We start from the raw sequence: 25,607 nt of genomic DNA on the forward strand, positions 1-25,607 counted from the left end.
ATCCAGGCTTCGCCGGCACCGGCTTCGGCTGCGGCCTGCTTCGCAAGCACCTGCGCCAGCAGCGCCACGCTCTTGATGTCGCGCCGTTCCCAGCGGATGTCGGGTACCGTGATGACGTTGATGCCGGTCTTGGCCGAGGCCGCATTGACGATGTCCTTCTCGGAAGTAAACATGACCAGCGTCGGCTTGATATCGCCCTTGGGGAAAGGAAAGTCGCGCGCCGTGTCGGCGCCGCGTGTCACCTGGAGATAGACGAGACCATTGGCAAGCTTATTGCGCGCGATGAGCTCCTTCTGCAGCTCGGTGATGCGCTCGACCGTCTCCGGCAGCTTCAGCTTGATCTCGCCGACGGAGCGTTCGAGGCGCGCCAGATGCGAGGCATTGTCGACCAGCTTGCCGTCCAGCACGGCCGAGACCTCGTAGATGCCGTCGGCGAACAGGAAGCCGCGATCGAGGACCGAGACTTTGGCGTCCGAAAGCGGGACGAAAGAGCCGTTGACGTAAGCGATCGAGTCCAAGGCAGGTCTCCTGTCGGGAATGCGGGAATTGCCTGCTCGTATACGAAATTCGCGGGCGGCGATAAACCCCACTCCCCGTCATTCCGGGGCATTCGCGCAGCGAATGAACCCGGAATCTCGAGATTCCTGGTTCGATGCTCGCATCGCCCCGGAATGACGGTGGGGAGAGTTAATGCGACAATATCTTCGACAAGAACTTCTGAGCGCGGTCGCTTCTGGGCTTGCCGAAGAAGTCGTCCTTCGGGGCATCCTCGACGATCTCGCCGCGGTCCATGAAGATCACGCGGTTGGCGACCTTGCGGGCAAAGCCCATTTCGTGGGTGACGACCATCATGGTCATGCCTTCGCGGGCGAGGTCAACCATGACGTCCAGCACCTCGCTGATCATCTCGGGGTCGAGGGCGGAGGTCGGCTCGTCGAACAGCATGGCAATGGGATCCATCGCCAACGCACGCGCGATGGCGACGCGCTGCTGCTGGCCGCCGGAGAGCTGCGCCGGAAACTTCTGCGCCTGCTCCTTTAACCCGACGCGCTCAAGAAGCTGCATGCCCTTGGCCATCGACTTGTCGTGAGCCCGCCCCAGCACCTTCTCCTGCGCAAGGCAGAGATTGTCGATGATCTTCAGATGCGGGAACAGCTCGAAGTGCTGGAACACCATTCCGACGCGCGCGCGGAGCTTAGGCAGATCGGTCTTGGGATCGTTGACCTTGGTGCCGTCGACCGTGATATCACCCTTCTGGAAGGGCTCCAGCGCATTGACGCATTTGATCAGGGTGGACTTGCCCGAGCCCGAAGGGCCGCACACGACCACCACCTCACCCTTGGCGACGTTGGTGGTGCAATCCTTCAGCACCTGGAACGAGGCGCTGTACCATTTGTCGACGTGACTGATCTCGATCATGACGGGCTCTAGCGGATGATGGCGATGCGCGACTGCAGGCGGCGAACGCCGAAGGACGCGATACAGGAGACGGTGAAGTAGACGACGGCGGCGAACAGGTACATCTCGACGAGACGTCCGTCGCGCTGCGCGACCTTGCTGGCGGCGCCGAGGAAATCAGGGATCGACAGCACGTAGACCAGCGAGGTGTCCTGGAACAGCACGATGGTCTGCGTCAGCAGCACCGGCAGCATGTTGCGGAACGCCTGCGGCAACACGACGTAGCGCATGGTCTGCGCGTAGGTCAGGCCGAGAGCGCTGGCCGCTGCCGGCTGCCCGCGCGAGATCGACTGGATGCCGGCGCGCATGATCTCGGAAAAATAGGCCGCCTCGAACATGATGAAGGTGATGAGCGAGGAGGCGAACGCGCCGACCTTGATCGGGCGCGGCGAGCCGGTCAGCCACTGGCCGATATAGGGCACCAGGAAGTAGAACCAGAAGATGACGAGCACCAGCGGCAGCGAGCGCATGAAGTCGACATAGAACCCCGCGATGCGGCCGAGCAGCTTGTAGCCGGACAGCCGCATCAATGCGATCGCCGTGCCGAAGATCAGGCCGCCGAGCGCGGCGAGCGCCGTGAGCATCAGCGTGAACGTCATGCCCTCATAGAACAGATAGGGCAGCGCGCGGCGGATAACATCGAAATCGAAATTGCCGAGCATCGCTATTTCCCCGTGATGTAGCCGGGGATCGCGACCCAGCGCTCGAGGAAGCGCATTGCGGTCACGACGACGGCGTTGACGAGGAGATAGAGGATGGTCGCGGCGGTGAAGGCCTCGAACACCTGGAACGAGAATTCCTGCATCGAGCGCGCCTGCCCGGTCAGTTCCAGCAGGCCGATGGTGATGGCCACCGCGGTGTTCTTGATGGTGTTGAGAAACTCGGAGGTCAGCGGCGGCAGGATGATGCGGAACGCCATCGGCAACAGCACGTAGCGATAGCCCTGCACGGTCGTTAGCCCCAGCGCGGTCGCCGCCATCTTCTGCCCGCGCGGCAGCGAGCCGATGCCGGCCTGCAATTGCACGGCGACGCGCGCCGACATGAACAGGCCGACGCCGATCGCCGCGGTCCAGAACGGCGCGTATGGCAACTTCTTCAGCCACAGGCCGGCAGCGCTCGGCAGCAATTCCGGCAGCACGAAGAACCACAGGAAGAGCTGCACCAAGAGCGGCATGTTGCGGAAGAACTCGACCCAGCAAAAGCCGAACCAGTAGGCGCCTTTCGACGGCAGCGTGCGCATGACGCCGACGATCGAGCCGGTGATCAGCGCGATGATCCAGGCCAGCGCCGCGGTCTCGAGCGTCAGCAGCAGTCCCGACAACAGCATGTCGAGATAGGTGCCGGTGCCCATCGGGTTCGGCTCGAAGAAGATCTTCCAGTTCCAATTGTAGTTCACGAGTCCCCCGCGCGAACGCGACAATCACAGATACTGCTATCGTCTATGCAAATGTCCGGCCATTCCCCTCTCCAGAATGGCCGGACAATACTCCTGATCCCAGGGATCGAAGCTTACTTATAGTCGTCCGGGTTCGGCGAATCCGACGGCTTGGCAAACTCGTTCTTCAATTCGGCCGAGATCGGCGTGTTGAGGTTCAGGCCCTTCGGCGGGATCTTGTCCGTGAACCACTTGTTGTAGATCTTCTCGCCTTCGCCGCTGGTGTAGACCGCGGCGGTCGCCGCATCGACCACCTTCTTGAAGGCGGCGTCGTCCTTGCGCAGCATGATGCCATAGGGCTCGGGCTTGGAGAACGCGTCCTTGGAGATCACATAGTCGGCTGGGCTCTTCGAGCCGGCGACGAGGCTCGCAAGCAGGATGTCGTCCATCACGAAGGCGACGGCGCGATCGGTTTCCACCATCAGGAAGGCCTCGGCATGGTCCTTGGCCGGAATGATGTTGGCGCCGAGGCCCTTCGCGACGTTGGCTTCGGTGAGCTGCTTGATGTTGGTGGTGCCGGCGGTCGAGACCACCGTCTTGCCCTTCAGGTCATCGATCGACTTGAGGCCGCTCGACTTCTTGAACACGTAGCGGCTGGCAGTCAGGAAGTGGGTGTTGGTGAAGGCGACCTGCTTCTGCCGCTCGGCATTGTTGGTGGTCGAGCCACATTCGAGGTCGATGGTGCCATTGGCCATCAGCGGGATACGGGTCGCCGAGGTCACCGGGTTGAGCTTGACCTCCAGCTTGTCGAGCTTGAGCTCCTTCTTCACGGCGTCGACGATCTTGTAGCAGATGTCCATCGCGAACCCGACGGGCTTCTGGTTGTCGTCGAGATAGGAGAACGGGATCGAGGAGTCGCGGAAGCCGAGCGTGATCGCGCCAGTGTCCTTGATGTTCTTGAGCGTGCCGGTCAACTCCTCGGCACTGGCCTGGCTCGCGACCAAGCTGGCGGCGAGCACGAGGCCGAAGTTACGGAAATGTTTCACTTTTTTCTCCCCTTATGGAATGGCGGCCAGATGCTTGCATAAATCGGGCCGGATTAGAATGTGACTTTCGGAGCCCTTCACCTAGCCGAGCGGACGCGGTAGCTCCCCGAGGTCCCAGAACAGGCCTGCCATGACGGTCAGCGCCTCCTCGGTCAATGGCAGCAGGATGTGCTCATTTGGCGCATGCTGGGAACAGCCGGGATAGGAATGCGGCACCCAGATCGTCGGAAGGCCAAGAATCTCGGAGAACACGTCGTTCGGCAGCGAGCCGCCGAAATTCGGCAGGATCGCGGGCGCCTTGCCGGTGGTCGTTTGCACGGAGTCCGCGGCCCATTTGATCCAGGGGCTGTCGAAATCGGTGCGTGAGGCGACAAAGCTTTGCGCCGCCCGCACCTCGACCATCGGAAATCCCTTTGCGACGAGATGCGCGCGGATCGCCTCAATGAGGCCGTCGATCCTGGTGCCGACAACGAAGCGCAATTGCAGCACCGCATTGGCATGGCCCGGGATCGCGTTCGCGGGCTTCTCGATATTGCCCGACGACATCGCCAGCACCTCGAGCGTGTTCCAGGCGAAGAGCCGTTCCGCTGCCGACAGTCCGTCCTCGCCCCAATCTTGCGCGAGCGCCGGCTCGTCTTCGGTCGGCTCGACTTTGACATCGGCAAGGAAGCTGCGGATCTGGTTGGTGAGGCGCGGCGGCTTCAGCGCATCGAGCTGAAGGCGGCCGTGACCGTCGACCAGCGTGGAAATCGCATTCACCAGGATCGTTGCGGGGTTGGCGAGTACGCCGCCCCAATTGCCGGAATGATGTCCGCCATCGCGCAAATTGACGTCGAGATGGATGCGGATGCCGCCACGGCAGCCGAGGAACAGCGTCGGGCGATCAGCCGAGAGGCGCGGCCCGTCGGAGGCCATGAACAGATCAGCCTTCAGCGCCTCGCGATTGAGATCGCAGACCTTGCCGAGATCGGGCGAGCCGATCTCCTCGCCCATCTCGACGATGAACTTGGCATTGAAGCCGAGCTTGCCGCCGCGCGCCGCGCGCACTGCGCGCAAAGCCGCGAGATTGATGCTGTGCTGGCCCTTGTTGTCGGCGGTGCCGCGGCCATAGACGCGATTACCCGATGTCGTCGTGCGCCAGGGATCGCGATTGTCGCGCCACTCGCCCTCCATGCCGTCGACGACGTCGCCATGGCCATAGATCAGAACGGTCGGCGCGGACGCGCTCTCGATATGCTCGGCAATCAGGAACGGCGCCTTGCCGCTCGGCGATTCCACCAGCCGGCTCTCGAAGTCGAGCGCTGCAAAGGCGGGCCGCATCTCCTGTTCCAGATAGGCACGCAGCTCGGTGCCGCGCGAGGCGCTCTGGCTCTCGGTACGATAGGCGACGCGGCGGTCGAGCTCTGCGAGGAACGCGCCGGATGAAAAATCCTCAACTGCGCGGGCGATGGCATCAGCTCTGGTCATTTCGTTCTTTTTCAAGCCTGGATTTGGAACAAGCGTAGCGGGATACGCAGTGTTTCGGAAGTGGCGGGAGTTGACAATTGACTCTTGCCAACGGCCGGCCGAATGCAAGAACTTGGCCAACTGCCCGGCACCGATACCATCGAGATGAGCCCGGGGATAGTGGCGCCGAGGGACAAGCATGGCAAAAGAAATTCGGCTCAACGCATTTGCGATGAATTGCGTCGCGCATCAATCGCCGGGCCTGTGGACCCATCCGCGCGACCGCACCGCCGAATACAACCGCCTGCCCTATTGGATCGATCTGGCGAAGACGCTGGAGCGCGGCCGCTTCGACGGATTGTTCCTTGCCGACGTGCTCGGCGTCTATGACGTCTATGGCAACAGCCCCGATGCCGCATTGCGCAACGCGGCGCAGACGCCGTCGAACGAGCCGCTGCTGCTGCTCTCCGCAATGGCAGCGGTGACGCAGAACCTCGGTTTTGGCGTCACCTCCAACCTCTCCTTCGAGCCGCCCTATCCCTTCGCGCGGCGGATGTCGACGCTCGATCATCTGACCGAAGGGCGGATCGGCTGGAACGTCGTCACCGGCTATCTCGACAGCGCCGCGCGCGGCGCCGGCAAGGACAAGCAGACCGCGCATGACGATCGCTACGACATCGCGGATGAATATATGGAGGTGGTCTACAAGCTCTGGGAAGGAAGCTGGGAGGATGACGCCGTGCTGCGTGACCGCGGGCGCGGCATTTTCACCGATCCCGCAAAGGTGCATCGCGTTACGCATGAGGGCAGGAACTTCCGCCTCAACAACACCATCCATCTGAGCGAGCCGTCGCCGCAACGCACGCCCGTGCTTTATCAGGCCGGCACCTCGCCGCGCGGGCGGCAGTTCGCGGCCCAGCACGCCGAATGCGTGTTCATGTCGGGGCCGTCGGCAAAAGTGATCGCGCCGCGCGTTGCTGCCATCCGTCAGGCAGCGGCCGAGCTTGGGCGCAACCCGGCCGAGATCCTGATGTTCTCGATGATGACGCTGATCCTCGGGCGGACCGAGGCCGAAGCGAAGGAGAAATACGCCGACTACCGCCGCCACATCAGCCCCGAAGGCGCACTTGCCTTGATGTCCGGTTGGACCGGCGTCGATTTCTCCGGCTACGAGCTCGACCAGCAGGTGCGTCACGTGCAGAACGATGCCGGCCGCAGCGCGATGGACAACGTCACCCGCGCCGATCCCGACCGCGTCTGGACCGTGCGCGACGTGATCGAGCATGTCGGCGTCGGCGGCGCCGGGCCGGTCGTGGTGGGAACGCCGGAGATGGTCGCGGACAGGATCGAGGAATGGTTCGAGGCGACCGACGTCGACGGGCTGAACGTGGCGTTTGCGATCTCGCCCGGCGATTTCGAGGATATCGCCGACATGTTGGTGCCGGAGCTGACCCGGCGCGGCCGCTACAAGGCGGACTATGCCAAGGGCACGCTGCGGGAAAAGCTGTTCGGCCCCGGCCGCGCCCGGCTCACCGCGCCGCACCCGGCGGCGGGCTATCGGGTGGGGCGGAAGGGGTAGACCGGCTACTTTGCATGGGGTTGTTTTTCAGATTTTGGTCTCGATGTCGTCCTGGCGAAAGCCAGGACCCATTACCCCAGGGAGAAGTTTGGCGAAGACAAGGGCAACTAGCATCGTGCCCATTACAGAGATCACGCGGTATGGGTCCTGGCCTTCGCCAGGACGACGTTGAGGAGGCATAGGCATACTGCCTCACACCTTCCCGTCCACCACCACTTCGATGAGCTTTGTGCCCGGGCGATTGAAGATGGATGCGAAGGTTGCCTTCAATTCCGTGGGATCACTCACCTTGATCGCCTCGCATCCCAGTGACCGCGCGATCCCGGCAAAATCCACCGGCGGGTCGACGAAATCCATGCCGACATAATTGTCATCGCCGTGGAAGGCGAGCAGGCGCTGCTTGATGATGCGGTAGCCGCCATTGTTGGCGATGACGATCGTCAGCGGCAGCTTGTGGTGGGCAGCGGTCCATAGCGACTGGATCGAGTACATCGCGCTGCCATCGCCGGAGAAGCAGACCACCGGCCGCGTGGGGTTGGCCAGGCTGACGCCGACCGAGGCCGGCAGGCCCCAGCCGATGCCGCCTGAGGCGAGGCCGTGATAGCCGTAGCGGTCGCGGTGTGGGCGCAGGCTCGCGATCTGGCGGCCGGAGGTGAGGCCCTCGTCGACGAGAATGGCGTTGTCGGGCATCGCCTCGACCATTTGCAGCGTCAGCCAGTCAGGGTCGATCGGCGTGCGGTCCCTCGCCTTCGTGATCTGCTCGACCAGCGCCGCGCGGCGCGCGTTCCAGTTCTTCGGCGCGAGCTCGGCGAGACGTTCCCTGGTGTGCCGCTCCAGCGCGGCGCCGCCCATTTCCTTGAGCGCCGGAACCAGCGCGCGCAGCGTTTCCTTCACGTCAGCCTTGAGCGCGATCTCCGCGCCAAAGTTCTTGGCGATCTCCCAATCGACCAGGCCAACCTGCACGATAGGAAGTCCATCCGGCAGCGGGGCCACCTCGCTATGGACCGACATCCGCAACGGATCGCCGCCCAGCGCGATGAGCAGATCGTAAGGCGCAAGCGTATCGCGCGCGGCCTTCTGTACGCGCGCCAGCGTGCCCATGAAGCTCGGGCTTTCCGAGAGGAAGTGCGCGCCATAGGCCGTGGAGGATTGATAGGCGGCAGCGCCCAAGAGCTCCGCGAGCTCGGCGGCTTCCTTCAGCGCGTCGCTCTTGACCACCTCGTCCATCGTGACGATGACCGGATGTTCGGCCTTGAGGAGCCGTGCGGCGAATGCCTTCAACGCCTCATCAGACGGCCTTGTGCGCGCATCGATGCGGGTGGAGCGGCCAAGATCAATGCCGGCTTCGCTATTGAGGATATCGCCCGGCAACGAAATAAACACCGGCCCCGTAGGCGGCGTGGTCGCGACCTTGGCGGCGCGGCGCACGATGCGCGGCAGATCCTCGAGGCGCGTCACCTCCACCGCCCATTTCACGAGCGGCTCGGCCATCCGCACCAGCGGACCATAGAGCACCGGCTCCATCAGGCCGTGGCCCTGCTCCTGCTGGCCCGCGGTCAAGATCATCGGCGTGCCCGTGAACTGCGCGTTGTAGAGCGAGCCCATCGCATTGCCGAGCCCGGGCGCGACATGGACGTTGCAGGCGACGAGTTGTCCGGAGGCCCGGCTAAAGCCGTCGGCGATCGCGACCACCAGGCTTTCCTGCATCGCCATCACATAGGTGAGATCGGGATGGTCCTTCAGCGCATGCATGATCGGCAATTCGGTGGTGCCGGGATTGCCGAACAGATGCGTGATGCCTTCATCCCTCAGCAGCGCAAGAAAGGCGGAGCGGCCGGTGATGCGGTTCTTCATGTTTCCTCCTGATCTCGCGGACGTTGCCGAAGGGTCGCGCATGATGGCCGAAGTCGCGAGCACGGCGCAAGGAAGCGCAGTCATGGCTGCGTTGCGCAGATGCGCGTAAGCTGGGAGCATGCCCGGGCGTAAACCTGCACAGGGGGACACGATGGCCTATGACGAGAACACCGCCGCGCGCGTGCGCAAATTGCTGGCGGGCCAGCGCTACTTGGCGGAAAAGAAGATGATGGGCGGCCTCTGCTTCATGGTGAACAACACCATGTGCTGCACCGTGAGCGGGCGCGGCGGGATGCTGATCCGCGTCGGCCCGGAGGCGCATGCGCGCATGCTGCAGGAGCCGTACACGAGCCCGATGGAAATGCGCGGGCGCATCATGAGCGGCTTCGTGCGCGTCGCGCCAGAGGGCTACCAGACCGAAGCCGAGTTGAAGAAATGGATCAAGCGCGGGCTCGAGTTCGTCGCCGCGATGCCGGCAAAGACCGCAGGACGCACAATGGCGCCAAGGAAGGCTGCTTCAGCCAAATCCAAGGGCGCCGCAAAGGCTAAAGCCCCTCCTCGCGGCCGAGCTCAAAAGGGTCCTCGCCGCTAGCGCGGTTCTTCTTTTTCGAGCGCTGCCAGACCACGCCCGGGAAACCTTTCAGCGGCACCAGCGGCTCGCCGGTATAGGCCCATTCCTGCAGCTCTTCGATCGCGATGTGATAGAGTGGCTGGCGGCCGGTGCGCTCGTTGAAGAGTGCGCGGGGGATGTTGACCATGTGCGGGTCGCGCGGGCGCTCATAAGCGATCGGCGTGCCGCACTGGGAGCAGAAGCTGCGCGCGGTCTTGGTCGCCTTGTCCTCATAGCGGGTCATCGTGCTCTTTCCCGACGTGATGCGAAAACGCTTCTTCCAGCTTCCGACGTAGGTCGCATAGGCCGCGCCATGCGCGCGGCGGCTGGATGCTGAGTGATCATGCCATGCCCAGCGCGCCGGCACGTCGATCTCGAAGGTGACCTTGCCGCACAGGCATTGCCCGGTGGCAGTTCCTGCGGCGACTGCGGCTTTGGCCATGGTGCTTCCTCATCGTCCTTGCGAGCGCAGCGAAGCAATCCAGGATGCAGCCGCGGAAAGACTCTGGATTGCTTCGCTGCGTTCGCAATGACGGAGATTGGGGTTTCCGTCGGAAAAATCAAATGTAGACCGCACCCCGGAGGGAGCGAAGCGTAATCCGGGGGGCCCGATACGCTGGGTGAAGACCCGGATTTCGCTGCGCTCCATCCGGGCTAAGGCGGCGTCATGCCGGCGTCAGCTCATCATACGCGGGATAATCCGTGTACCCCTTCTCTTCGCCGCCGTAGAACGTCGCGCGGTTGTAGGGTGTGATCGGATAGTCGTGCTGGAGGCGGCGCGGCAGATCGGGGTTGGAGATGAAGATGCGACCGAATGCGACGATGTCGGCGTTGCCGTCGGCGATCGCGGCATTCGCCGTTTCGCCGGTGAAGCCGCCGGCAGCGATCAGGACGCCGCTATAGAGCGGTCGGAACAGCACCATGGCCGACGGCACGTTCTGCCAGTTGACGTCGGCGCGGCCGGCGCCGCTGGAACGGGGCTCGATGACATGAAGATAGGCGAGGCCAAGCTTGTCGAACGCCTTCACGACATGCGTGTAGAGCGGCATCGGATCCGGCTCACCGGAATCATTGGCGATGCCGTAGGGCGACAGCCGCACGCCGACACGGTTCGCGCCCCAGACGTCGATAGCGGCCTGCGTGACCTCGAGCAGCAGGCGCGCGCGGTTCTCGATCGAGCCGCCATACTGGTCGGTGCGCTGATTGCTGCGCGACTGCAAGAACTGCTCGAGCAGATAGCCGTTGGCGCCGTGGATCTCGACGCCGTCGAAGCCCGCGGCGAGCGCGTTCTTCGCAGCCTGCCGGAACGCCTCGACGATGCTCTTGACATCTTCGGTTTCGAGCGCGCGCGGCGTCTCATAATCGGCGATCTTGCCATCGGCGGTCATCGCCATCATGCCCTCGGCCCTGATCGGAATCGCGGAGGGCGCAACCGGCAGCTCGCCGCCATGGAAGGACGAGTGCGAGACGCGACCGACATGCCAGAGTTGAAGGAAGATGATGCCGCCCTTGGCATGCACGGCATCGACCACCTCGCGCCAGCCCGCCACCTGCGCGTCTGAATAGATGCCGGGCGTAGCGGGATTGCCGCGGCCGTGCGAGAGCACCGGCGAAGCCTCGGCGATGATGAGGCCGCCTTTCGTCGCACGCTGGCCGTAATATTCAGCGTTGAGCGACCGTGGCGCAAAGCTCTCGCGCTCGGCCCGCATGCGCGTCAACGGCGCCATCGCGACACGATGCGCAAGCTTGTACGGACCGACCTGCAACGGTTGAAACAACGCCGGGAATTTCATGCTGGCCCCAAATGGCTATGGAAGGATACGGATCATATAGCGAGGGGCGGCAACCGGAAAAGGTGCCGCCCCTAGAAAGAGAATTTTCCGTCCCGCGAGATGCGGGACAGCAGTGATCGCTACGCCGTCTTGATCCAGACGGCCTTCACGTTGAGATATTCCTCGACGTGCTGCTTGCCGGATTCGCGGCCATAGCCGCTCATCTTGTAGCCGCCAAAGGGCACCGCCGGGTCCATCGCCTGGTAGCAGTTGACCCACACCGAGCCGGCGCGCAGCGACTTGGCTACGTGATGCGCCTTGCTGACGTCGCGGGTCCACAGGCCCGAGCCGAGGCCGAACATCGTCGCATTGGCACGCTTGACGAGCTCGTCCATGTCCTTGAACGCGATCGCGGAGATCACGGGACCGAAGATCTCCTCCTGCGCGATGCGCATGTTGTCCTGGACGCCCGCGAACACGGTCGGCGAAACGAAGTAGCCCTTGGCGAGCGCGCCTTCGGTCACGCGGCCGCCGCCGGCGAGCGCCTTCGCGCCTTCCTTCTGGCCGACATCGAGATAGCCGGTGACGCGCTCGAGCTGCTGTTCGGAGACGAGCGGGCCGATCTGGGTGTTGGGATCAAGGCCGTTGCCGACTTGCAGCTTCTTGCCGAACTCCGCGACGCGGCCGACGAACTCGTCATAGATCGCCTGCTCGACGAACAGCCGCGTGCCGGCGCTGCAAATCTGTCCGGAATTGGCGAACACCGCCATCGCAGCGCCCGGCACGGCAGCGTCGAGATCGGCATCGGCAAACACGATGTCCGGCGACTTGCCGCCGAGCTCGAGCGAAACGCGCTTCAGGTTGCCGGCCGAAGCACGAATGATCGACTGGCCCGTGACGTGCGAGCCGGTGAAGGCGACCTTGTCGACGTCGTGGTGCGAGGCGAGCGCGGCTCCCGCGGTCTCGCCATAGCCCGGCACGACGCTGATGACGCCGGGCGGCACGCCGGCTTCCAGCGCGAGTTCGGCGATGCGCAGCGAGGTCAGCGGCGCTTCCTCCGCGGGCTTCAGCACCACGGTGCAGCCGGTCGCGATCGCAGGTCCGATCTTCCAGATCGTCGCGGTGAACGGGCCGTTCCATGGGATGATGGCGCCGACGACGCCGACCGGCTCCTTCAGCGTGTAGGAGAAGATCTCGCCGGGCAGCGAGTTCTCGATGGTCTCGCCATGGATCGCGGTCGTCTGCCCTGCATAGTAGCGGAGCATGCCGAGCACGCGCAGCTTGTAGGAGCGGGTGCGGCTGACGGGCGCACCCATGTCGAGCGTATCGAGCTGCGCCAATTCGTCAAAATTCTTCTCGATGAGATCGGCGAGCTTGAGCAGCAGGTTCTGTCGCTCGAACGGCTTGACCTTGCTCCACGCCCCCTCGAAAGCGCGGCGCGCGGCCGCAACCGCGCGATCGATGTCTTCCTTGTCGCCCTCGGCGACAGTTGCGAGCAGTTCGCCGGTCGCGGGGTTACGGGTCTCGAAGCGCTTGCCCGAGGCCGCATCGACCCATTTGCCGTCGATCAGCATCTGCTTGTAGGACCCGTTGGCGAACGGATGGCGCGTGATCGGAATAGCTTGCGACACAGCCATGGCTGCACTCCTCTGACTGACTTGATTGGGTTCGATCTGGGCGGGATCGTTAGGTTGGCGAAAATACAGCGGTGTCGGATGGGCGTAAAGCCGGTGCGGAACGAAGACCTCCCATGCCGACTTGTGCATGGTCGCAAGATTGCCGTGCTATAGGTCGAGCCTTCTCACCCCGCGCGCCGTGATCCGGAGTATCCCCATGCCGCACCCTGCCCTGTCAGCCAATAACGTTGCCGTGATAACGGGTGGTGCAGCCGGCATCGGACTCGCCGCCGCGGAACAGTTTGCAAGGCTCGGGATGAAGGTCTGCATCGCCGACGTCGATTCCGTACGGCTGACGCAGGTCGAAACAAAACTGTCATCGATCGCGCCCAGCGGCAGCGATCATGTGATGACTGCCGTTGTCGATGTCAGCCGGCCGCAGAGCCTGACGGAACTGGAAGCCGCCGTGCAGAACCGCTTCGGCGGAACGGACGTGCTGATGAACAATGCCGGCATCCAGCCGGGCAGCACGATGTTCGGCGAGCCTGACACCTGGCAGCGCATCATCGACGTCAACATGTGGGGCATCATCAACGGTGCACGCATCTTTGCACCCAGCATGATCGCGCGCGGCAAGGCCGGCCTCATCATCAACACCGGATCGAAGCAGGGCATCACCACGCCGCCGGGCGATCCCGCCTACAACGTCTCGAAGGCCGGCGTGAAGGCGTTCACCGAGGCGCTCCAGCACGAACTGCGAAACACCAGGGATTGCCGCATCACGGCGCACCTCTTGATCCCCGGCTTCGTCTTCACCGGCCTCACCGCGCGCGGCCGCACCGAGAAGCCCGCCGGCGCCTGGACGCCGGAACAAACGGTCGATTTCATGATGACGAGGCTCGAGGCCGGCGACTTCTACATCCTCTGCCCTGACAACGACGTGCCGCGCGAACTCGACGAAAAGCGCATGTTGTGGGCCGCCGGTGACATCGTCGAGAACCGGCCGCCGCTGTCGCGCTGGCATCCGGACTATGCGGATGCGTTTGCGCAGTTCGTGAAGGGCAACTAGGCGAGGCCGCCTACAGCGTCTCTTGCTGGTGCCCGCATTGCTTGCAGGCGAACTTGACGCGGGTCTGGCCCTTGGGGGCCTGGACCCGGTTCGGCGCGCCGCACTTGCCGCAGAGCGTCTCGATGCGGGTCGTGCCCTGCTTGACGACGATGTTCTTCTTTTCCATCGTCTCGCGGATCAGGCGCTCGGCCTCCTCGCGCAAGGATTGTTTCGACAAAGCTCATCTCCGCCATGAATGCGGGCGAGCCTTATCGCACCCGCGTCGAAATCACAATCGGCAAAGCCGGTTCAAAGCTCAACTATCACATAGCTGTCTTCGGCATGCACCGGAAGGTTTCCGCGACATACGCGCCTTCTGTAGCTCCTCGCGGCGCTCCACCGCGACCACGCCCGAGATGTGCCTTCGCACACGCAACACGCGTTCCCCAGGAACCACACGCTCAAGAACGCTCCAGCGATTGACTAAAATTTCGTCTATTGCATTGCGTTCCCTGGGCTTACCTTCCCACAGCATCCAACCCTTCTTCTTCCCCGGAGTCCCCTATGCCCCTCCTCATTCGCGGTGGCACCGTCGTCAATCATGATCATTCGCGCCGTGCGGACGTGCTGGTCGACGGAGACACCATCGTCGCGGTTGGCGCATCGGTCGATGCGCCGGCGGGTACTGAAATGATCGACGCCGGGGGCTGCTTCGTGATGCCGGGCGGCATCGATCCGCACACCCATCTCGAAATGCCGTTCATGGGCACGGTCACGGCCGATGATTTCGAGTCCGGCACGAAGGCGGCGCTGACCGGCGGCACCACCATGGTGGTGGATTTCTGCCTGCCAGATCCCGGCCAGTCGATGCTCGCGGCCTATCAGGAGTGGCGGCACAAATCCGAGAAGGCGGCAAGCGACTACGGCTTCCACATGGCGGTGACGTCATGGTCGAAGCAGATTTTCGACGAGATGGAGACCGTGGTCAAAACCTACGGCATCAATACCTTCAAGCACTTCATGGCCTACAAGGGCGCACTGATGGTGAACGACGACGAGCTCTATAACTCGTTCGCGCGCTGCGCCCATCTCGGGGCCATGCCAGTGGTGCACGCGGAGAACGGCGACGTCATCGCGCTGATGCAGGAGGCGTTGATTGCGCGCGGCATCACCGGCCCCGAAGGCCATGCCTATTCGCGGCCGCCGGAGGTGGAGGGTGAAGCCACCAACCGCGCCATCATGATCGCCGACATGACGGGAACGCCGGTCTACATCGTCCACACCAGTTGCCGCGAAGCGCACGAGGCGATCGCACGGGCGCGCGCGGCGGGAAAACGCGTCTATGGCGAGCCGTTGATCCAGCATCTGCTGCTGGATGCCGGCGAATATGCCAGCAAGGACTGGGATCATTCCGCGCAGCGCGTGATGTCGCCGCCGTTCCGCGACAAGTCGCACCAGGACAGCCTGTGGGCCGGCCTGCAATCCGGCTCGCTCCAGGTAGTCGCGACCGACCACTGCGCCTTCACGACCGAGCAGAAACGGTTCGGACTCGAGGACTTCCGCAAGATCCCCAACGGCACCGGCGGACTCGAAGACCGCCTGGCCCTGCTGTGGACCGCGGGTGTTACGACCGGGCGGTTGACGAAGGAAGAGTTCGTCGCGGTGACCTCGGCCAACATCGCCCGCATCCTCAACATCTACCCGCGCAAGGGCGCGGTCGCCGTCGGCTCGGATGCCGACCTCGTCGTGTGGGACCCCAAGGCAACCAAGACGATCAGCGCGAAGCGGCAGATGAGCCGCATCGACTATAACGTCTTCGAGGGATTCGAATGTACGGGCGGACCGGCCGCGACGATCTCACGCGGCCGGATCGTCTGGAAGAACGGCAACCTGCGCGCCGAAGCAGGCGACGGCCGCTATATCGAACGGCCAGCGTTCTCGCCGGTGCATGTCGCCAATTCGACCTGGAAGGAGCTGACCGCACCGCGCGCGGTGACGCGGGGCGCAGTCACGCCGTAGGGCTCGAACAGCCGTCAGAAGTGATAGTTCACGCCAACCGTCACTGTGTGGATTCGATCCTTCAGGTTTCCGGTGAAGGTCACTCTGTTGACGGTATCGGTCAGCGTAAAGTCATTGGCGCCGAAGTCATAGTAGTCGTATTCGAAGTTCGTCGACCAGTGCGGGGCGAACGCCCAATCGACGCCCGTGCCGGCCGTCCAGCCGGTCCAGGTCGCACTCCCCCTGGGATCGACCACAAATCCCAGAAGCGGGGGTGTGAAGGCGATATCGGCCTTCTCGTGGGCCCAGGCGACGCCGCCTCTCGCGTAAACCAGCCACCGGTCAGCAAAGCTGTAGCCTAAGCGCGCAGTCGCCGACGCGAGAAAGTCATTGCTGACCGTGAACTGCGTCGGAAAAGTCAGCCCCGTGATCCGGTCAGCGCCGGTGCCGGGAGTCTTGCTCGTCAGGCTGGACCAGGCAGCCCGGCCTTCGACGCCAACGACCCAGACCGACGCAAACTGGTAATCGCAGCCGATCTGCCCGCCGCCGATGAAACCGACGGAGCTGAAGTCGCCTGAGCTCCGTATCTTGTCATAGCTGATGGCTGCGCCGGCATGAACACCAGCAAAGCAGCCGGTCCAGGTGAATGCCGTGGGCACCACCGGCGCCTTCAATCGAAGATCAGCGGCGGCTGCCGCGCCTGCAAATCCAGCAATCGAAACCAATGCAGTGCCAACTATTGCACAACCACGCATTCCCAGCCCCAGCCACGCCCCAAACCACCAATGCTTTCTGGCAGGAAATCGGTTGATGCGACAGGGTGACACATCATTCAGGTTGAGTTTTGTGGGGACATGTTTGCAGCACTGATCATGCCGCGTTCGCGGACCTAATCTCCCGGAAACGCTTTTCCGATCCGGCCTTCGCTGGCACGCAGCATCGCTGCGTCGAGCCTGCCCTGTCGCGCCCCATCCAGCGCGCAATCAAAGACCCGGTAAAACTGCGCGCCGTCATAGGCGACGAGCAGGAGATCGACGCCGGCGTTCATCGCCTCGACCACAGCCTTGCAGACGTCGTGCTGGTAGATCGCGCCCATCACGAGGTCGTCGGTCATGACGACACCCTGGTAATTCCATTTGTCGCGAAGGATGCCCTGGACGACGCGCCTTGAATGCGAGGCGGCGCGATCAGGATCGACTGCGGTCAGCGTGACATGACCGACCATGAGCGCGGCGCGCGACTGCCCGAGCACCTCCTTGAAGGGACGCCAGTCGGAGGCTTCCAGCTCCTCGATCGGCGTGTCGAGATTGGCTGCGAAATGATGCGTGTCGGTGCGCACGCGGCCGATGCCCGGGAAGTGCTTCAGCGTCGCGCCGACGCCTGACGCCTCCAAACCCTGCACATAGGCGCCCGCAATCTCGCCGACCACGGCGGGATCGCTGGCGATGGCGCGCTGGCCGATCAGGGTATGGAAATCGAGCCGGTTGCGCCGGACCGGAGGCTTCAGATCGAGCACCGGCGCAAGGTTGAGATTGACGCCGAGCGCCGCCAGCTCGCGCCCATGCGTGCGGCCGAACTCCTCCGCCTTGGCCTTGCGCGCCTCCGGCGGAAGCTCAGCCAGCGTTGCCAGCGCCGGCACTTTCGTCAGCGGCGGCGAGAGATGGCCGACGATGCCGCCCTCCTGGTCGGCCGTCACGATCAGCGGCGCCAGGCCCGCTGCGCGCCGCTTGTCCTGGAGGGCCGCAATCTCGATCCGGAGTTCATCAACTGTCCTCCGCCTGATGTTGTGCCGGGTGATGTAGATGCCGCCGATCAGGCCCTGCTCGGCCAGGCGTGCGACCTCGGGAAACGACGAATAACCGACGATGAAATGCGGTCCGAGCTGGCGCACCTTCGCGCGGCTTGCGTGCAGGACCTCATGCTTGCGCAGCTCGAACCTTAGATGCGCGGCTGACATCAGGAGCGGCGGCAGGCACCAGAGCACGACGAGCAGCCTGCCGGGAGCTCGCTGCCAATGCCCGCGGCGAAAGAGGACGATGGCGATCGCGATGCTCAGAACGACGAGTGTAATGTTTCCCGCGCCACGCAGCACGACCAGATAGGGATCGTTCTTGTTCGCCGCAGCGAAGGCGAGAGCGAGCGGGGCCAGCCAGAGAAGGATCAGGCCGATACGACGCGTGAATTGCATGGGAGACGACATCTGCGAAGCAAAGGATGCTTCGCCCTATCAAAGCGCTTTGCGCAGCGCGAGTGGTGAAACCGCGCCTGCACGAAAACTGCACGAAACACCTGAAGACGTGCAGAGCGCATTCCCGACATCTGCACATCGCCCGTTCAAGCTCATGCCGTCACTATCCATGAGAAGGTCTTCGAGATGACAAGCCCGGCATCAGTCGCCGCCTCCGACATCCGCCCGATCCAGAGATCAGCCGTTCCGGCCAGGCTTACGATGGCGCTGGCGCTCGTTACCCTCGCCGACTGGCTGTTCTACGACGAGCGAATCGGGATCTCGCTCGCCATCTTTGCTGTGGCCATCGCCAGCGCGTCCTGGCTCGCCAATCATGCGACGCTGGACCTCCGACGCGCGGCGCTCGGCGGCATCATCGTGATCGTGGGCCTCGTGCCCGTCATCGAGGAGGTCTCTCTGCTTTCGGTCCTGCTCCTCGTCATGGCATTTGCAATCGGCCTGCTGCTTGCGACCAATCCGGATACCACCGCATTCGCCGACCGCGCCCGCGCATTGCGCAATCTGTTTCTGTTCGGCCCGTTCAGAATCTTCCGCGACGTGCTCCAGATCTTCGATCTCACCGGTTTTACACGCGGCATCGCGGTCTGGTTCGTCCCCGCCGTTCTCGGCATCGTCTTCATCGCACTGTTCACGGCCGCTAATCCCTTGATCGAGCAATGGGTCGATCTGCTCAATCCAAAGCTCATCCTCGACCATCTCAGCATCTGGCGGATTCTGTTCTGGACGCTGATCGTCGCGCTGGTCTGGCCGTTCATCCATGTGCAGTGGCGGCGCAGGAGCCACGCTGCGGCGGCGGCTGCCGAGCCGGCCGAACAGGAGCCGGCCGCTCCCACCGACCGTATCGAGCTGCTCGGCGCGCCCACGATCCTGCGCGCGCTGATCCTGTTCAATCTGCTGTTCGCGGCGCAATCGATCCTCGATGCCATTTATCTCTGGGGCCATGCCGCGCTGCCAGCTGGCGTTACTTACGCGGCCTACGCCCATCGCGGAGCCTATCCGCTGATCGCCACCGCGCTGCTCGCAGCCGGTTTCGTGCTCGCCGCGATGCGGCCGGGAGGTCCGGCCGAGAAATCGACGGTGATCCGGTCGCTGGTCTATCTCTGGGTCGGACAGAACGTGCTTCTGGTCCTCTCCTCCATTCTCCGGCTCGACCTCTATGTCGACATCTATCTCCTGACCTATTGGCGCATCGCGGCCTTCATCTGGATGGGACTGGTGGCGCTCGGGCTCGTCCTGATCCTCGCCCGCATAGTGCTCGACCGCTCCAACCAGTGGCTGATCGGCGTCAATCTGACCGCGTTAACGATCGTGCTCTATGCCTGCGCGCTCGTGAACTTCGATGCCATCATCGCCGACTACAATCTGAGCCACAGCCAGGAAATGTCGGGGAAGGGCGTGCAGATCGACACCAACTACCTGCTCACGCTCGGACCGCAGGCGCTACCTGCGATCGACAAGGTCATCCAAATCCGGAACAGGGCCAACGAGACCTGCCTTGTGTCGCGCCGCGACCGGCTTGTAGAACTGCAACGCCAGGACATCAGGTCCTGGCGCGCCTGGAGCTTCCGGAGCTGGCGCCTGCAGCGCCGGCTGGACGCGCGGGCGAAGAGCCAGGCGGCGGGTTGAGGACGCGGAGACATCTTTGGCGTATCGCATTCTCATCGTCGACGACGAGGGCCACATTCGCGAAGTCATCCGCGTGGCGCTGAAGAAGGCCAGCATGGACGTGATCGAGGCGCGCGACGGCAAGGAGGCGCTCAGCCGCTTTGCCGCCGACAAGCCCGACCTGATCGTGCTCGACATCGGCATGCCCGAATTCGACGGGCTCGAGGTCTGCCGCGAAGTGCGTAAATCCTCCGACGTGCCGATCCTGTTCCTGTCCGCGCGCGACGAGGAGATCGACCGTGTGCTCGGCCTCGAGATCGGCGGCGATGACTATGTGACGAAGCCGTTCAGCCCGCGCGAGCTGGTTGCGCGCGTCAATGTCATCCTGCGACGACTGAGCCCCCGTAACGGCGACGCCAAGACAGGCTCGGTCGCGCTCTCGCAAGGCGGCCTCCTGGTCGATCCCGAGCAGCATGTCGCGTCCTTTGCGGGCGTCCCGCTTAAGCTGACCGCGATCGAGTTCGACATCCTGCGTGCGTTCCTGACGCGGCCGACCTCGGTCTATAGCCGCGAGCAATTGATGCGGGCAGCCTATCAGCTCAACATCCACGTCTCCGACCGCACCATCGACAGCCACATCCGCAACATCCGCGCCAAGCTTGCGGCGCAGAGCTGCGACAGCGTGATCGAGACCATTCACGGTGTCGGCTTCAAGCTCGGGCGCTGCGAGAAAGAGGCATGAGCTCCGCGCCCGACAAGTGGCGGCCCTCGCTCGGGCTCGTGATCTTTGCGGTGCTGGCGACGGTCGCCGTGCTGCCGCTGGTCGGACTGTTCTTCTTCCGCCTCTACGACAACCAGCTCATCCGCCAGACCCAGGCCGAGCTGATCGCGCAGAGCCGGGTGATCGCGACGATCTATGCGCAGGAGGTTTTGGCACGGCTCGACGGCGGCATCGCGCTCGGCCCCGAGGTGGCGCCCGGCGTCCTGCCCGATCCCGGCGACCAGTTCACGCCGATCCGTCCCGCGCTCGACCTGACCGCAAACGATCTGTTGCGGCGGCGGCCTGACGCGATGCCCGCGACACGGCCGGCGGATCAGGCCTATGCCGAGATCGGGGCCAGGCTGACGCCGATCATCCGCGACACGCAGAAGGTGACGCTCGCCGGCTTTCGGATCCTCGATCCCAACGGCGTGGTGATTGCGGGCCGCCAGGAGGTGGGGCAGTCGCTCGCCCATATCGAGGAAGTCGCTGAGGCATTGCACGGACAATACCGGGCCACGCTGCGCAACCGCGTGCCGGACAAGCCGCCGCCGCCGATCTATTCCTTCAGCCGCGGCCTCGGCGTGCATGTGTTCTCGGCAATGCCCGTCATCGTCAACAACCGCGTCGCCGGCGTGGTCTATGCAACGCGCACGCCGAGCAACATCTTCGACCTTCTCTACCAGGAGCGCGGCAAGTTCATCCTGGCGGGGCTCGCTGTCATCCTCGGCACGATCGCGATCGGCCTCGTGTTCTCCCGGACCATCACGCTGCCGATGCGCGAGTTGATCGACCGCGCGGCCCGGATCGGCCGCGGCGACCGCGAGGCATTCCGGCCGCTGAAACACTACGGCACGCGCGAATTCGCCCAGCTCTCGCACAGCTTCCTTGGCATGGCCGAGCAGCTTGCGCGGCGATCGGATTACATCGCAACGTTCTCGGCGCACCTGACCCATGAGCTGAAATCGCCGCTGACCTCGATTAAGGGCGCGGCCGAGCTGTTGCAGGATTCGCTGCAAGGCAAGCCCGACAGCCTGACCCCGGCCGAGCAGAAGACGTTCGTCGCCAATATCCTCTCCGATGCCGAGCGGCTGGAGGCGATGGCGCAGCGGCTGCGTGAGCTGGCGCGAGCCGAAAGCCTGCCGCAGAACGAGCGCACCGAGCTGGGACCCGTCATCGGCGACCTCAAAAGCCGTTTTCCGGCCGGCACCATCTCCGCGACGGGCAGCCTCGACCGGTCAATCGGCATGTCCGGCGAGAAGGCGATGATCGTGCTGTCGCACCTCGCCGATAATGCGATGCGGCATCGCGCCAGACATATCAGGCTGGAAGCGGTCGACGAGCGCACGACGGTGCGACTGACGGTGAGCAATGACGGTGAGCCGATCTCGGCGCCGAACCGCGACAGGATCTTTGATGCCTTCTTCACCACCCGACGGGAGTCGGGCGGTACCGGAATGGGGCTTGCGATTGCGCGCGCGGTGATGGCGAGCCATGGCGGCTCGATCGAACTGAAGCCGACCGACGAAGGCGCGGCTTTCGAGCTCCAGTTTCCCGCGGCTTAGGCCGCCTCAGATTGCGAACACCCAGGCGGCGACAATGGTGCCGATCGTGACCAGGCCCGCAATAGTCCAGCCCGCGGCATATTCCAGCTCGGGATGACCGGTCGCCCGCATGATCTCGCGCGGATCGGCGGTGTGCTTCCAATGCTCTGCCATGACAGCCTCGCACGTTTTTGTGCTTGTCTTATTAAGTCGCGCGAAGGGTGATTTGGTTCCATCACGGAAATGCGAGGAGCCGCACGCGTCCCACGGCGCGTAGCAGGACTGCTTTCCTACCACCGGTAGCGTGCTAGACTGCGCGGGCGCATTTCCGCGGCAGGAGGGACGCATGGCCGACAACAAGTCCAAACGGGGCGGGGCCGATCGTGCCCTGATCGCACTCGGCGAGCGCTACGAGGTCGCCTACTGGTCGAAGAAGTTCAAGGTCACGCCAGCCAAGCTGAAATACGCCGTCAAGAAGGTCGGCCACTCCGCCAAGAAGGTCGAAGTCTACATCAAGCTCCAGAAGCACCGCGCCGGCGACAAGATGCGGATCGCGCTCAGCGAGCCCTACGAGGTCCGCTACTGGTCCAAGAAGTTCAAGATCACGCCCGCCAAATTGAAGGCGGCAGTGGCGGCAGCCGGCCACTCCTCGAAGAAGGTCGAGGCCTATCTCGCCGGCCAGAAAGCCGCGAAGAAGAAGGCGGTCAAGAAAAGAAGAGCTGCGAAGAAGGCGTCAAAGCGCAGGAAGGCGGCCTGAGATGAAGTTCAGGAAGCTGATCCTTGCGGCGTCGCTCGCGTTGGGCGGCGCATCGGTCGCGCAGGCCGCCGATACCGCCTCGACGATCTCGGGCTCGACCGCGCTGGCGCTCGCAGGCGTCATCGCGCCGCTATCGCCCATCCTGGCCTCCGGCGAGAAGAAGGCGATCGCGATGCTGTTCGCGACCAACAGTGACATTCCCTACAAGAAGCCGATCGCCGTGACCGCCGACCGGATCGTCTGCCGCACCGGCAATGTCGACATCACCGTGCGCAACTGCGAGGTGACTTTCGGCAAGAAGGTCAAGACCGTGAACGGATCCACGGCCAACGAAATCTATGCCACCGAGGCGCTCGCCGGCGTGCCGGCGGACGGCGCGGCGGGATCGAACTTCGAGAGCCTGTCGAAACTGAGCTGCACGATCGATCCGAACGCCATCCGCCAGAAGGACGGCAGCGGCGCGAGCTGCACGTTCCAGCCCGGGAATTAGTGCGCGCCGTCAAATCGCCCCAACGGCAATCAATAAGGGGCTGATTGACGGGCCAGGCCGGAACGCGAGCCGGCGCTTGAGCGCTCAGCACGGCACATAACAATGAAGAACTATCTCGCATTTTTCCTTTTGCTGACTATCACGACCGCCTCCGCACACGGGCTTTTTCCCGCCCGGCTGCAACCGCCGTCCGATCTGGTGCGCACAGGCCTCACCGACACCGACACGTCCGCCGGAGGCACGGCCCGGCTGTGCGATCAGGTCGCGTTCTCGCGGAGCCTGCGCTATGGCGACAGCGAGCAGAATTTCCTTGACGTCGCGACCAGCGAGACCAAGGCAACAACGCCGCAGCCGATCCTGCTGTTCGTGGCCGGCGACAGCTTCACCGGCGACAGCGCCGCACCCGACACGGCGCGCGAGTTCCAGGATGAGGCGATGTGCTTTGCCGCGCGCAACGGCATGGTCGGCGTGCGCGTGAACTACCGCCTTGCGCCGGCAGCGTCCTGGCCTTCCGGCGCGCGCGACGTCGCGGCTGCCCTGTCCTGGATCCACCAGAACGTCGATCTCTTCAATGGCGATGCCCGCGAGATCGTCGCGGTCGGCTACGCCGCCGGCGCCTTCCACGTCGCGAGCCTGCTCGCGCATCCGGAATTGCAGGGCACCGACACCGACGTCGCCGGCGTCGTGCTGATCTCCGGCATTTATCGCGCGGGCAAGGACGCGAGTGCCAGCGAGAGGGCCTATTTCGGCTCTGATGCAGCCCAATATGACGAGCGCTCCGCCTTCCCCGGCATCCTCAAGGTCGACGAACCGATCGTGCTGGCCTGGGCTGCGGTCGATCCCGCAGGCCTGGTGACGCAGGGCGAAGCCTTGAGGCAGGCACTCTGCGGCGCCGGCCACTGCCCGCGCACGACCATCCTGCACACCCGCGATGGCATCGCCTCGGTATTCGGGCTCGACGGCTCCGCCGACAGCCTCGCCGAGCCGACGCTGCTGCTGGTCCACCAGCTCGAGGCGCGCGGATTGCCGTAGCCGGCCGGCTTTCGACGTGTCAGCACCGCTGCCGCTTGGGTGGCAGCGCTCGGGACACAGGAATGACAAACCCTTGACCTAGATCAACCGCTCTTGATGCCGATTGCGCCGACCTCCACGCAGGGGTCCAACGTCGAGGTGTCGAACATGCGTGTGACCGGCAGGATGCTGTTCGCGTTGGTGCTCGCCGTCGCCTCGCTGGGCGCCATGTCGCAGCAGCGAGAGGACTCGGCGACCGTCTCCGAGATTCGCATCGGCAACGTCATGCCCTATTCGGGCCCGCTTTCGGAATTCGGTGCGATCGGCAAGGCGGAAGCCGCCTATTTCGACATGGTCAACGAGCAAGGTGGGATCAACGGCCGCAAGGTCCGCTTCATCACCCGCGACGACAATTCCGATCCTGCGACCGCGCTGGAGCTGACCCGTGGGCTGGTCGAGAAGGACGAGGTGCTGTTGATGTTCGGTTCGTTCGGCACGCCCGGCAATCTTGCCACGCGATGGTATCTCAACGAGCGGAAGATCCCGCAGCTCTTTGTCGCGTCCGGCGACGAGGAGCTGAGCCGGCCCAGGGCGTTTCCCTGGACCATGGGTTGGCAGCCTTCGTACAAGGCGGAAGGGCGCATCTACGCCAACTACATCCAGGCCTATTATCCCCGGCGCAAGATCGTCGTGCTCTGGCAGAATGACCAGTTCGGGCGCGACCTGTTCAAGGGTATCGAGGAAGGATTGGGCGACCTCAATCGCTTCGTCGTCGTCGATATCGCCTTCGACATCGCCGACGAGCATCTCGACACACACCTCTCGGTGCTGAAGCAATCCGGCGCCGAGGTGTTCGTCTTTGCCGGCGTGCCGAGCACCGCGGCCCGCGTGATCAAGTTGGCGGCCGGCTTCAACTGGCATCCGGTGTTCATCCTGAATGATGCTGCGGCCTCGATCGCCAATGCGCTGATCCCGGCAGGAATAGAGAATTCGGCCGGCGTGATCTCGGCGGCATTCCTCAAGGACCCGAGCGACCCTGCCTGGAAGGACGACCCTGGCATGAAGGACTGGCTCACCTTCATGGACAAGTACAACCACCCGGAAAGCCAGAACAACAGCGCCGCGCTCTATGGCTATGCAGCGGCGGAAGCGCTCACGCAGGTGCTGAAGCAATGCGGTGACGATCTGTCCCGCGAGCACGTGATGCAGCAGGCCGCCTCGCTCCGGGACTTTCAGCCCTCGGTCGCGCTGCCCGGCATCAGGATGAACACGCGGCCGGACAATTACGTGCCGATCAAGCAGATGCGGCTCGAACAGTTCGACGGCCGCACCTGGCAGTCGTTCGGCGACGTGATCGAGACCGCGTTCACGGAAGGGCTGAAGCGCTGAC

Annotated in this window: 25 protein-coding genes; 11 read left to right on the forward strand and 14 right to left on the reverse strand. The window is 64.0% G+C overall.

Annotated features, from left to right (window positions below):
- From Q2941_RS37845 to Q2941_RS37870, 6 genes are all read right to left on the reverse strand, one after another.
- The coding region (locus Q2941_RS37845; protein ID WP_458195682.1) for an aminotransferase class IV at positions 1-518 on the reverse strand (518 nt) is incomplete at its 3' end.
- 169 nt (positions 519-687) lie between these two features.
- Positions 688-1,419, reverse strand: coding sequence for an amino acid ABC transporter ATP-binding protein (locus Q2941_RS37850; protein ID WP_458195683.1), 732 nt, complete (start codon positions 1,417-1,419; stop codon positions 688-690).
- Between the two features lie 8 nt (positions 1,420-1,427).
- Positions 1,428-2,120 (reverse strand): amino acid ABC transporter permease, encoded by a 693-nt coding sequence (locus Q2941_RS37855; RefSeq protein WP_458195684.1) that lies wholly within the window; start codon positions 2,118-2,120, stop codon positions 1,428-1,430.
- A gap of 2 nt (positions 2,121-2,122) precedes the next feature.
- Positions 2,123-2,854 (reverse strand): amino acid ABC transporter permease, encoded by a 732-nt coding sequence (locus tag Q2941_RS37860; RefSeq protein ID WP_027524978.1) that lies wholly within the window; start codon positions 2,852-2,854, stop codon positions 2,123-2,125.
- A gap of 113 nt (positions 2,855-2,967) precedes the next feature.
- The gene (locus Q2941_RS37865) at positions 2,968-3,879 is read right to left on the reverse strand and encodes an amino acid ABC transporter substrate-binding protein (protein ID WP_027524977.1); all 912 of its coding nucleotides are present in this window, start codon (positions 3,877-3,879) and stop codon (positions 2,968-2,970) included.
- Between the two features lie 81 nt (positions 3,880-3,960).
- Complete coding sequence (locus tag Q2941_RS37870; protein ID WP_254110808.1) at positions 3,961-5,346, reverse strand: M20 family metallopeptidase; 1,386 nt, start codon at positions 5,344-5,346, stop codon at positions 3,961-3,963.
- Between the two features lie 178 nt (positions 5,347-5,524).
- On the opposite strand from Q2941_RS37870, the gene Q2941_RS37875 reads away from it, so the two are divergent.
- On the forward strand, positions 5,525-6,904 hold the full coding sequence (locus Q2941_RS37875; protein ID WP_458195685.1) for an LLM class flavin-dependent oxidoreductase: 1,380 nt from the start codon (positions 5,525-5,527) through the stop codon (positions 6,902-6,904).
- Positions 6,905-7,096: 192 nt separating this feature from the next.
- Here the strand turns inward: Q2941_RS37875 and Q2941_RS37880 are convergent, their stop codons facing one another.
- A complete protein-coding gene (locus tag Q2941_RS37880) occupies positions 7,097-8,758 on the reverse strand; it encodes a thiamine pyrophosphate-binding protein (RefSeq protein ID WP_458195686.1) in 1,662 nt (553 codons plus the stop codon).
- A 151-nt stretch (positions 8,759-8,909) separates the two neighbouring features.
- On the opposite strand from Q2941_RS37880, the gene Q2941_RS37885 reads away from it, so the two are divergent.
- Positions 8,910-9,350 carry a TfoX/Sxy family protein gene (locus Q2941_RS37885; protein ID WP_027524973.1) on the forward strand — a complete coding sequence of 147 codons (441 nt, stop codon included), beginning with the start codon at positions 8,910-8,912 and terminating at the stop codon, positions 9,348-9,350.
- On the opposite strand, the gene Q2941_RS37890 is transcribed toward Q2941_RS37885, so the two are convergent.
- From Q2941_RS37890 to Q2941_RS37900, 3 genes are all read right to left on the reverse strand, one after another.
- On the reverse strand, positions 9,304-9,810 hold the full coding sequence (locus tag Q2941_RS37890; protein ID WP_458195687.1) for a GFA family protein: 507 nt from the start codon (positions 9,808-9,810) through the stop codon (positions 9,304-9,306). The genes Q2941_RS37885 and Q2941_RS37890 overlap by 47 nt on opposite strands.
- Positions 9,811-10,033: 223 nt before the next feature.
- Entirely contained in the window at positions 10,034-11,161 is a 1,128-nt protein-coding gene (locus tag Q2941_RS37895) for an alkene reductase (RefSeq protein ID WP_458195688.1), read from the reverse strand.
- A 119-nt stretch (positions 11,162-11,280) separates the two neighbouring features.
- A complete protein-coding gene (locus Q2941_RS37900) occupies positions 11,281-12,777 on the reverse strand; it encodes an aldehyde dehydrogenase family protein (protein ID WP_458195689.1) in 1,497 nt (498 codons plus the stop codon).
- 196 nt (positions 12,778-12,973) lie between these two features.
- Here Q2941_RS37900 and Q2941_RS37905 point away from each other — a divergent pair, with 196 nt between their 5' ends.
- Positions 12,974-13,825 carry an SDR family NAD(P)-dependent oxidoreductase gene (locus tag Q2941_RS37905; RefSeq protein WP_458195690.1) on the forward strand — a complete coding sequence of 284 codons (852 nt, stop codon included), beginning with the start codon at positions 12,974-12,976 and terminating at the stop codon, positions 13,823-13,825.
- A 10-nt stretch (positions 13,826-13,835) separates the two neighbouring features.
- On the opposite strand, the gene Q2941_RS37910 is transcribed toward Q2941_RS37905, so the two are convergent.
- Complete coding sequence (locus Q2941_RS37910) at positions 13,836-14,042, reverse strand: hypothetical protein (protein WP_027524969.1); 207 nt, start codon at positions 14,040-14,042, stop codon at positions 13,836-13,838.
- A 326-nt stretch (positions 14,043-14,368) separates the two neighbouring features.
- On the opposite strand from Q2941_RS37910, the gene hydA reads away from it, so the two are divergent.
- Positions 14,369-15,823, forward strand: coding sequence for a dihydropyrimidinase (hydA, locus tag Q2941_RS37915; protein WP_458195691.1), 1,455 nt, complete (start codon positions 14,369-14,371; stop codon positions 15,821-15,823).
- Between the two features lie 14 nt (positions 15,824-15,837).
- On the opposite strand, the gene Q2941_RS37920 is transcribed toward hydA, so the two are convergent.
- Together Q2941_RS37920 and Q2941_RS37925 are read right to left on the reverse strand one after the other, a co-directional pair.
- Complete coding sequence (locus Q2941_RS37920; protein ID WP_458195692.1) at positions 15,838-16,476, reverse strand: outer membrane protein; 639 nt, start codon at positions 16,474-16,476, stop codon at positions 15,838-15,840.
- A 215-nt stretch (positions 16,477-16,691) separates the two neighbouring features.
- Positions 16,692-17,990, reverse strand: a complete 1,299-nt coding sequence (locus Q2941_RS37925; RefSeq protein WP_458195693.1) for a glycoside hydrolase family 3 N-terminal domain-containing protein — start codon at positions 17,988-17,990, stop codon at positions 16,692-16,694.
- 186 nt (positions 17,991-18,176) lie between these two features.
- Between Q2941_RS37925 and Q2941_RS37930 the strand changes: the two genes are divergently transcribed.
- From Q2941_RS37930 to Q2941_RS37940, 3 genes are read left to right on the forward strand one after another with little or no spacing between them, the layout of a single operon-like run.
- Positions 18,177-19,676: a DUF4153 domain-containing protein gene (locus Q2941_RS37930; RefSeq protein ID WP_458195694.1), complete on the forward strand. Its 1,500-nt coding sequence runs from the start codon at positions 18,177-18,179 to the stop codon at positions 19,674-19,676.
- A 16-nt stretch (positions 19,677-19,692) separates the two neighbouring features.
- Complete coding sequence (locus tag Q2941_RS37935; protein WP_458195695.1) at positions 19,693-20,397, forward strand: response regulator transcription factor; 705 nt, start codon at positions 19,693-19,695, stop codon at positions 20,395-20,397.
- Complete coding sequence (locus Q2941_RS37940; RefSeq protein WP_254110793.1) at positions 20,394-21,980, forward strand: ATP-binding protein; 1,587 nt, start codon at positions 20,394-20,396, stop codon at positions 21,978-21,980. The genes Q2941_RS37935 and Q2941_RS37940 overlap by 4 nt, the downstream gene beginning before the upstream one ends.
- Positions 21,981-21,986: 6 nt before the next feature.
- Here the strand turns inward: Q2941_RS37940 and Q2941_RS37945 are convergent, their stop codons facing one another.
- A complete protein-coding gene (locus Q2941_RS37945; RefSeq protein ID WP_198031828.1) occupies positions 21,987-22,133 on the reverse strand; it encodes a hypothetical protein in 147 nt (48 codons plus the stop codon).
- Between the two features lie 172 nt (positions 22,134-22,305).
- Here Q2941_RS37945 and Q2941_RS37950 point away from each other — a divergent pair, with 172 nt between their 5' ends.
- The 4 genes from Q2941_RS37950 (at position 22,306) to Q2941_RS37965 (ending at position 25,606) form a co-directional block, all read left to right on the forward strand.
- Complete coding sequence (locus Q2941_RS37950; protein WP_027524964.1) at positions 22,306-22,716, forward strand: DUF3606 domain-containing protein; 411 nt, start codon at positions 22,306-22,308, stop codon at positions 22,714-22,716.
- Between the two features lies 1 nt (position 22,717).
- On the forward strand, positions 22,718-23,206 hold the full coding sequence (locus Q2941_RS37955; protein ID WP_254110791.1) for a hypothetical protein: 489 nt from the start codon (positions 22,718-22,720) through the stop codon (positions 23,204-23,206).
- Positions 23,207-23,308: 102 nt separating this feature from the next.
- A complete protein-coding gene (locus tag Q2941_RS37960; protein WP_458195696.1) occupies positions 23,309-24,238 on the forward strand; it encodes an alpha/beta hydrolase in 930 nt (309 codons plus the stop codon).
- A gap of 147 nt (positions 24,239-24,385) precedes the next feature.
- Entirely contained in the window at positions 24,386-25,606 is a 1,221-nt protein-coding gene (locus Q2941_RS37965; protein WP_458195700.1) for an ABC transporter substrate-binding protein, read from the forward strand.
- The last annotated feature ends 1 nt before the right edge of the window (position 25,607 follow it).

Source organism: Bradyrhizobium sp. UFLA05-153 (genome assembly GCF_054185185.1).

Coding starts and splice junctions, on each gene's coding strand:
- Q2941_RS37850 (WP_458195683.1), bottom strand. CDS start 1,419: ATGATCGAGATCAGTCACGTCGACAAATGGTACAGCGCCTCGTTCCAG.
- Q2941_RS37855 (WP_458195684.1), bottom strand. CDS start 2,120: ATGCTCGGCAATTTCGATTTCGATGTTATCCGCCGCGCGCTGCCCTAT.
- Q2941_RS37870 (WP_254110808.1), bottom strand. CDS start 5,346: ATGACCAGAGCTGATGCCATCGCCCGCGCAGTTGAGGATTTTTCATCC.
- Q2941_RS37875 (WP_458195685.1), top strand. CDS start 5,525: ATGGCAAAAGAAATTCGGCTCAACGCATTTGCGATGAATTGCGTCGCG.
- Q2941_RS37880 (WP_458195686.1), bottom strand. CDS start 8,758: ATGAAGAACCGCATCACCGGCCGCTCCGCCTTTCTTGCGCTGCTGAGG.
- Q2941_RS37885 (WP_027524973.1), top strand. CDS start 8,910: ATGGCCTATGACGAGAACACCGCCGCGCGCGTGCGCAAATTGCTGGCG.
- Q2941_RS37890 (WP_458195687.1), bottom strand. CDS start 9,810: ATGGCCAAAGCCGCAGTCGCCGCAGGAACTGCCACCGGGCAATGCCTG.
- Q2941_RS37895 (WP_458195688.1), bottom strand. CDS start 11,161: ATGAAATTCCCGGCGTTGTTTCAACCGTTGCAGGTCGGTCCGTACAAG.
- Q2941_RS37900 (WP_458195689.1), bottom strand. CDS start 12,777: ATGGCTGTGTCGCAAGCTATTCCGATCACGCGCCATCCGTTCGCCAAC.
- Q2941_RS37905 (WP_458195690.1), top strand. CDS start 12,974: ATGCCGCACCCTGCCCTGTCAGCCAATAACGTTGCCGTGATAACGGGT.
- hydA (WP_458195691.1), top strand. CDS start 14,369: ATGCCCCTCCTCATTCGCGGTGGCACCGTCGTCAATCATGATCATTCG.
- Q2941_RS37925 (WP_458195693.1), bottom strand. CDS start 17,990: ATGCAATTCACGCGTCGTATCGGCCTGATCCTTCTCTGGCTGGCCCCG.
- Q2941_RS37930 (WP_458195694.1), top strand. CDS start 18,177: ATGACAAGCCCGGCATCAGTCGCCGCCTCCGACATCCGCCCGATCCAG.
- Q2941_RS37940 (WP_254110793.1), top strand. CDS start 20,394: ATGAGCTCCGCGCCCGACAAGTGGCGGCCCTCGCTCGGGCTCGTGATC.
- Q2941_RS37945 (WP_198031828.1), bottom strand. CDS start 22,133: ATGGCAGAGCATTGGAAGCACACCGCCGATCCGCGCGAGATCATGCGG.
- Q2941_RS37950 (WP_027524964.1), top strand. CDS start 22,306: ATGGCCGACAACAAGTCCAAACGGGGCGGGGCCGATCGTGCCCTGATC.
- Q2941_RS37955 (WP_254110791.1), top strand. CDS start 22,718: ATGAAGTTCAGGAAGCTGATCCTTGCGGCGTCGCTCGCGTTGGGCGGC.
- Q2941_RS37960 (WP_458195696.1), top strand. CDS start 23,309: ATGAAGAACTATCTCGCATTTTTCCTTTTGCTGACTATCACGACCGCC.
- Q2941_RS37965 (WP_458195700.1), top strand. CDS start 24,386: ATGCGTGTGACCGGCAGGATGCTGTTCGCGTTGGTGCTCGCCGTCGCC.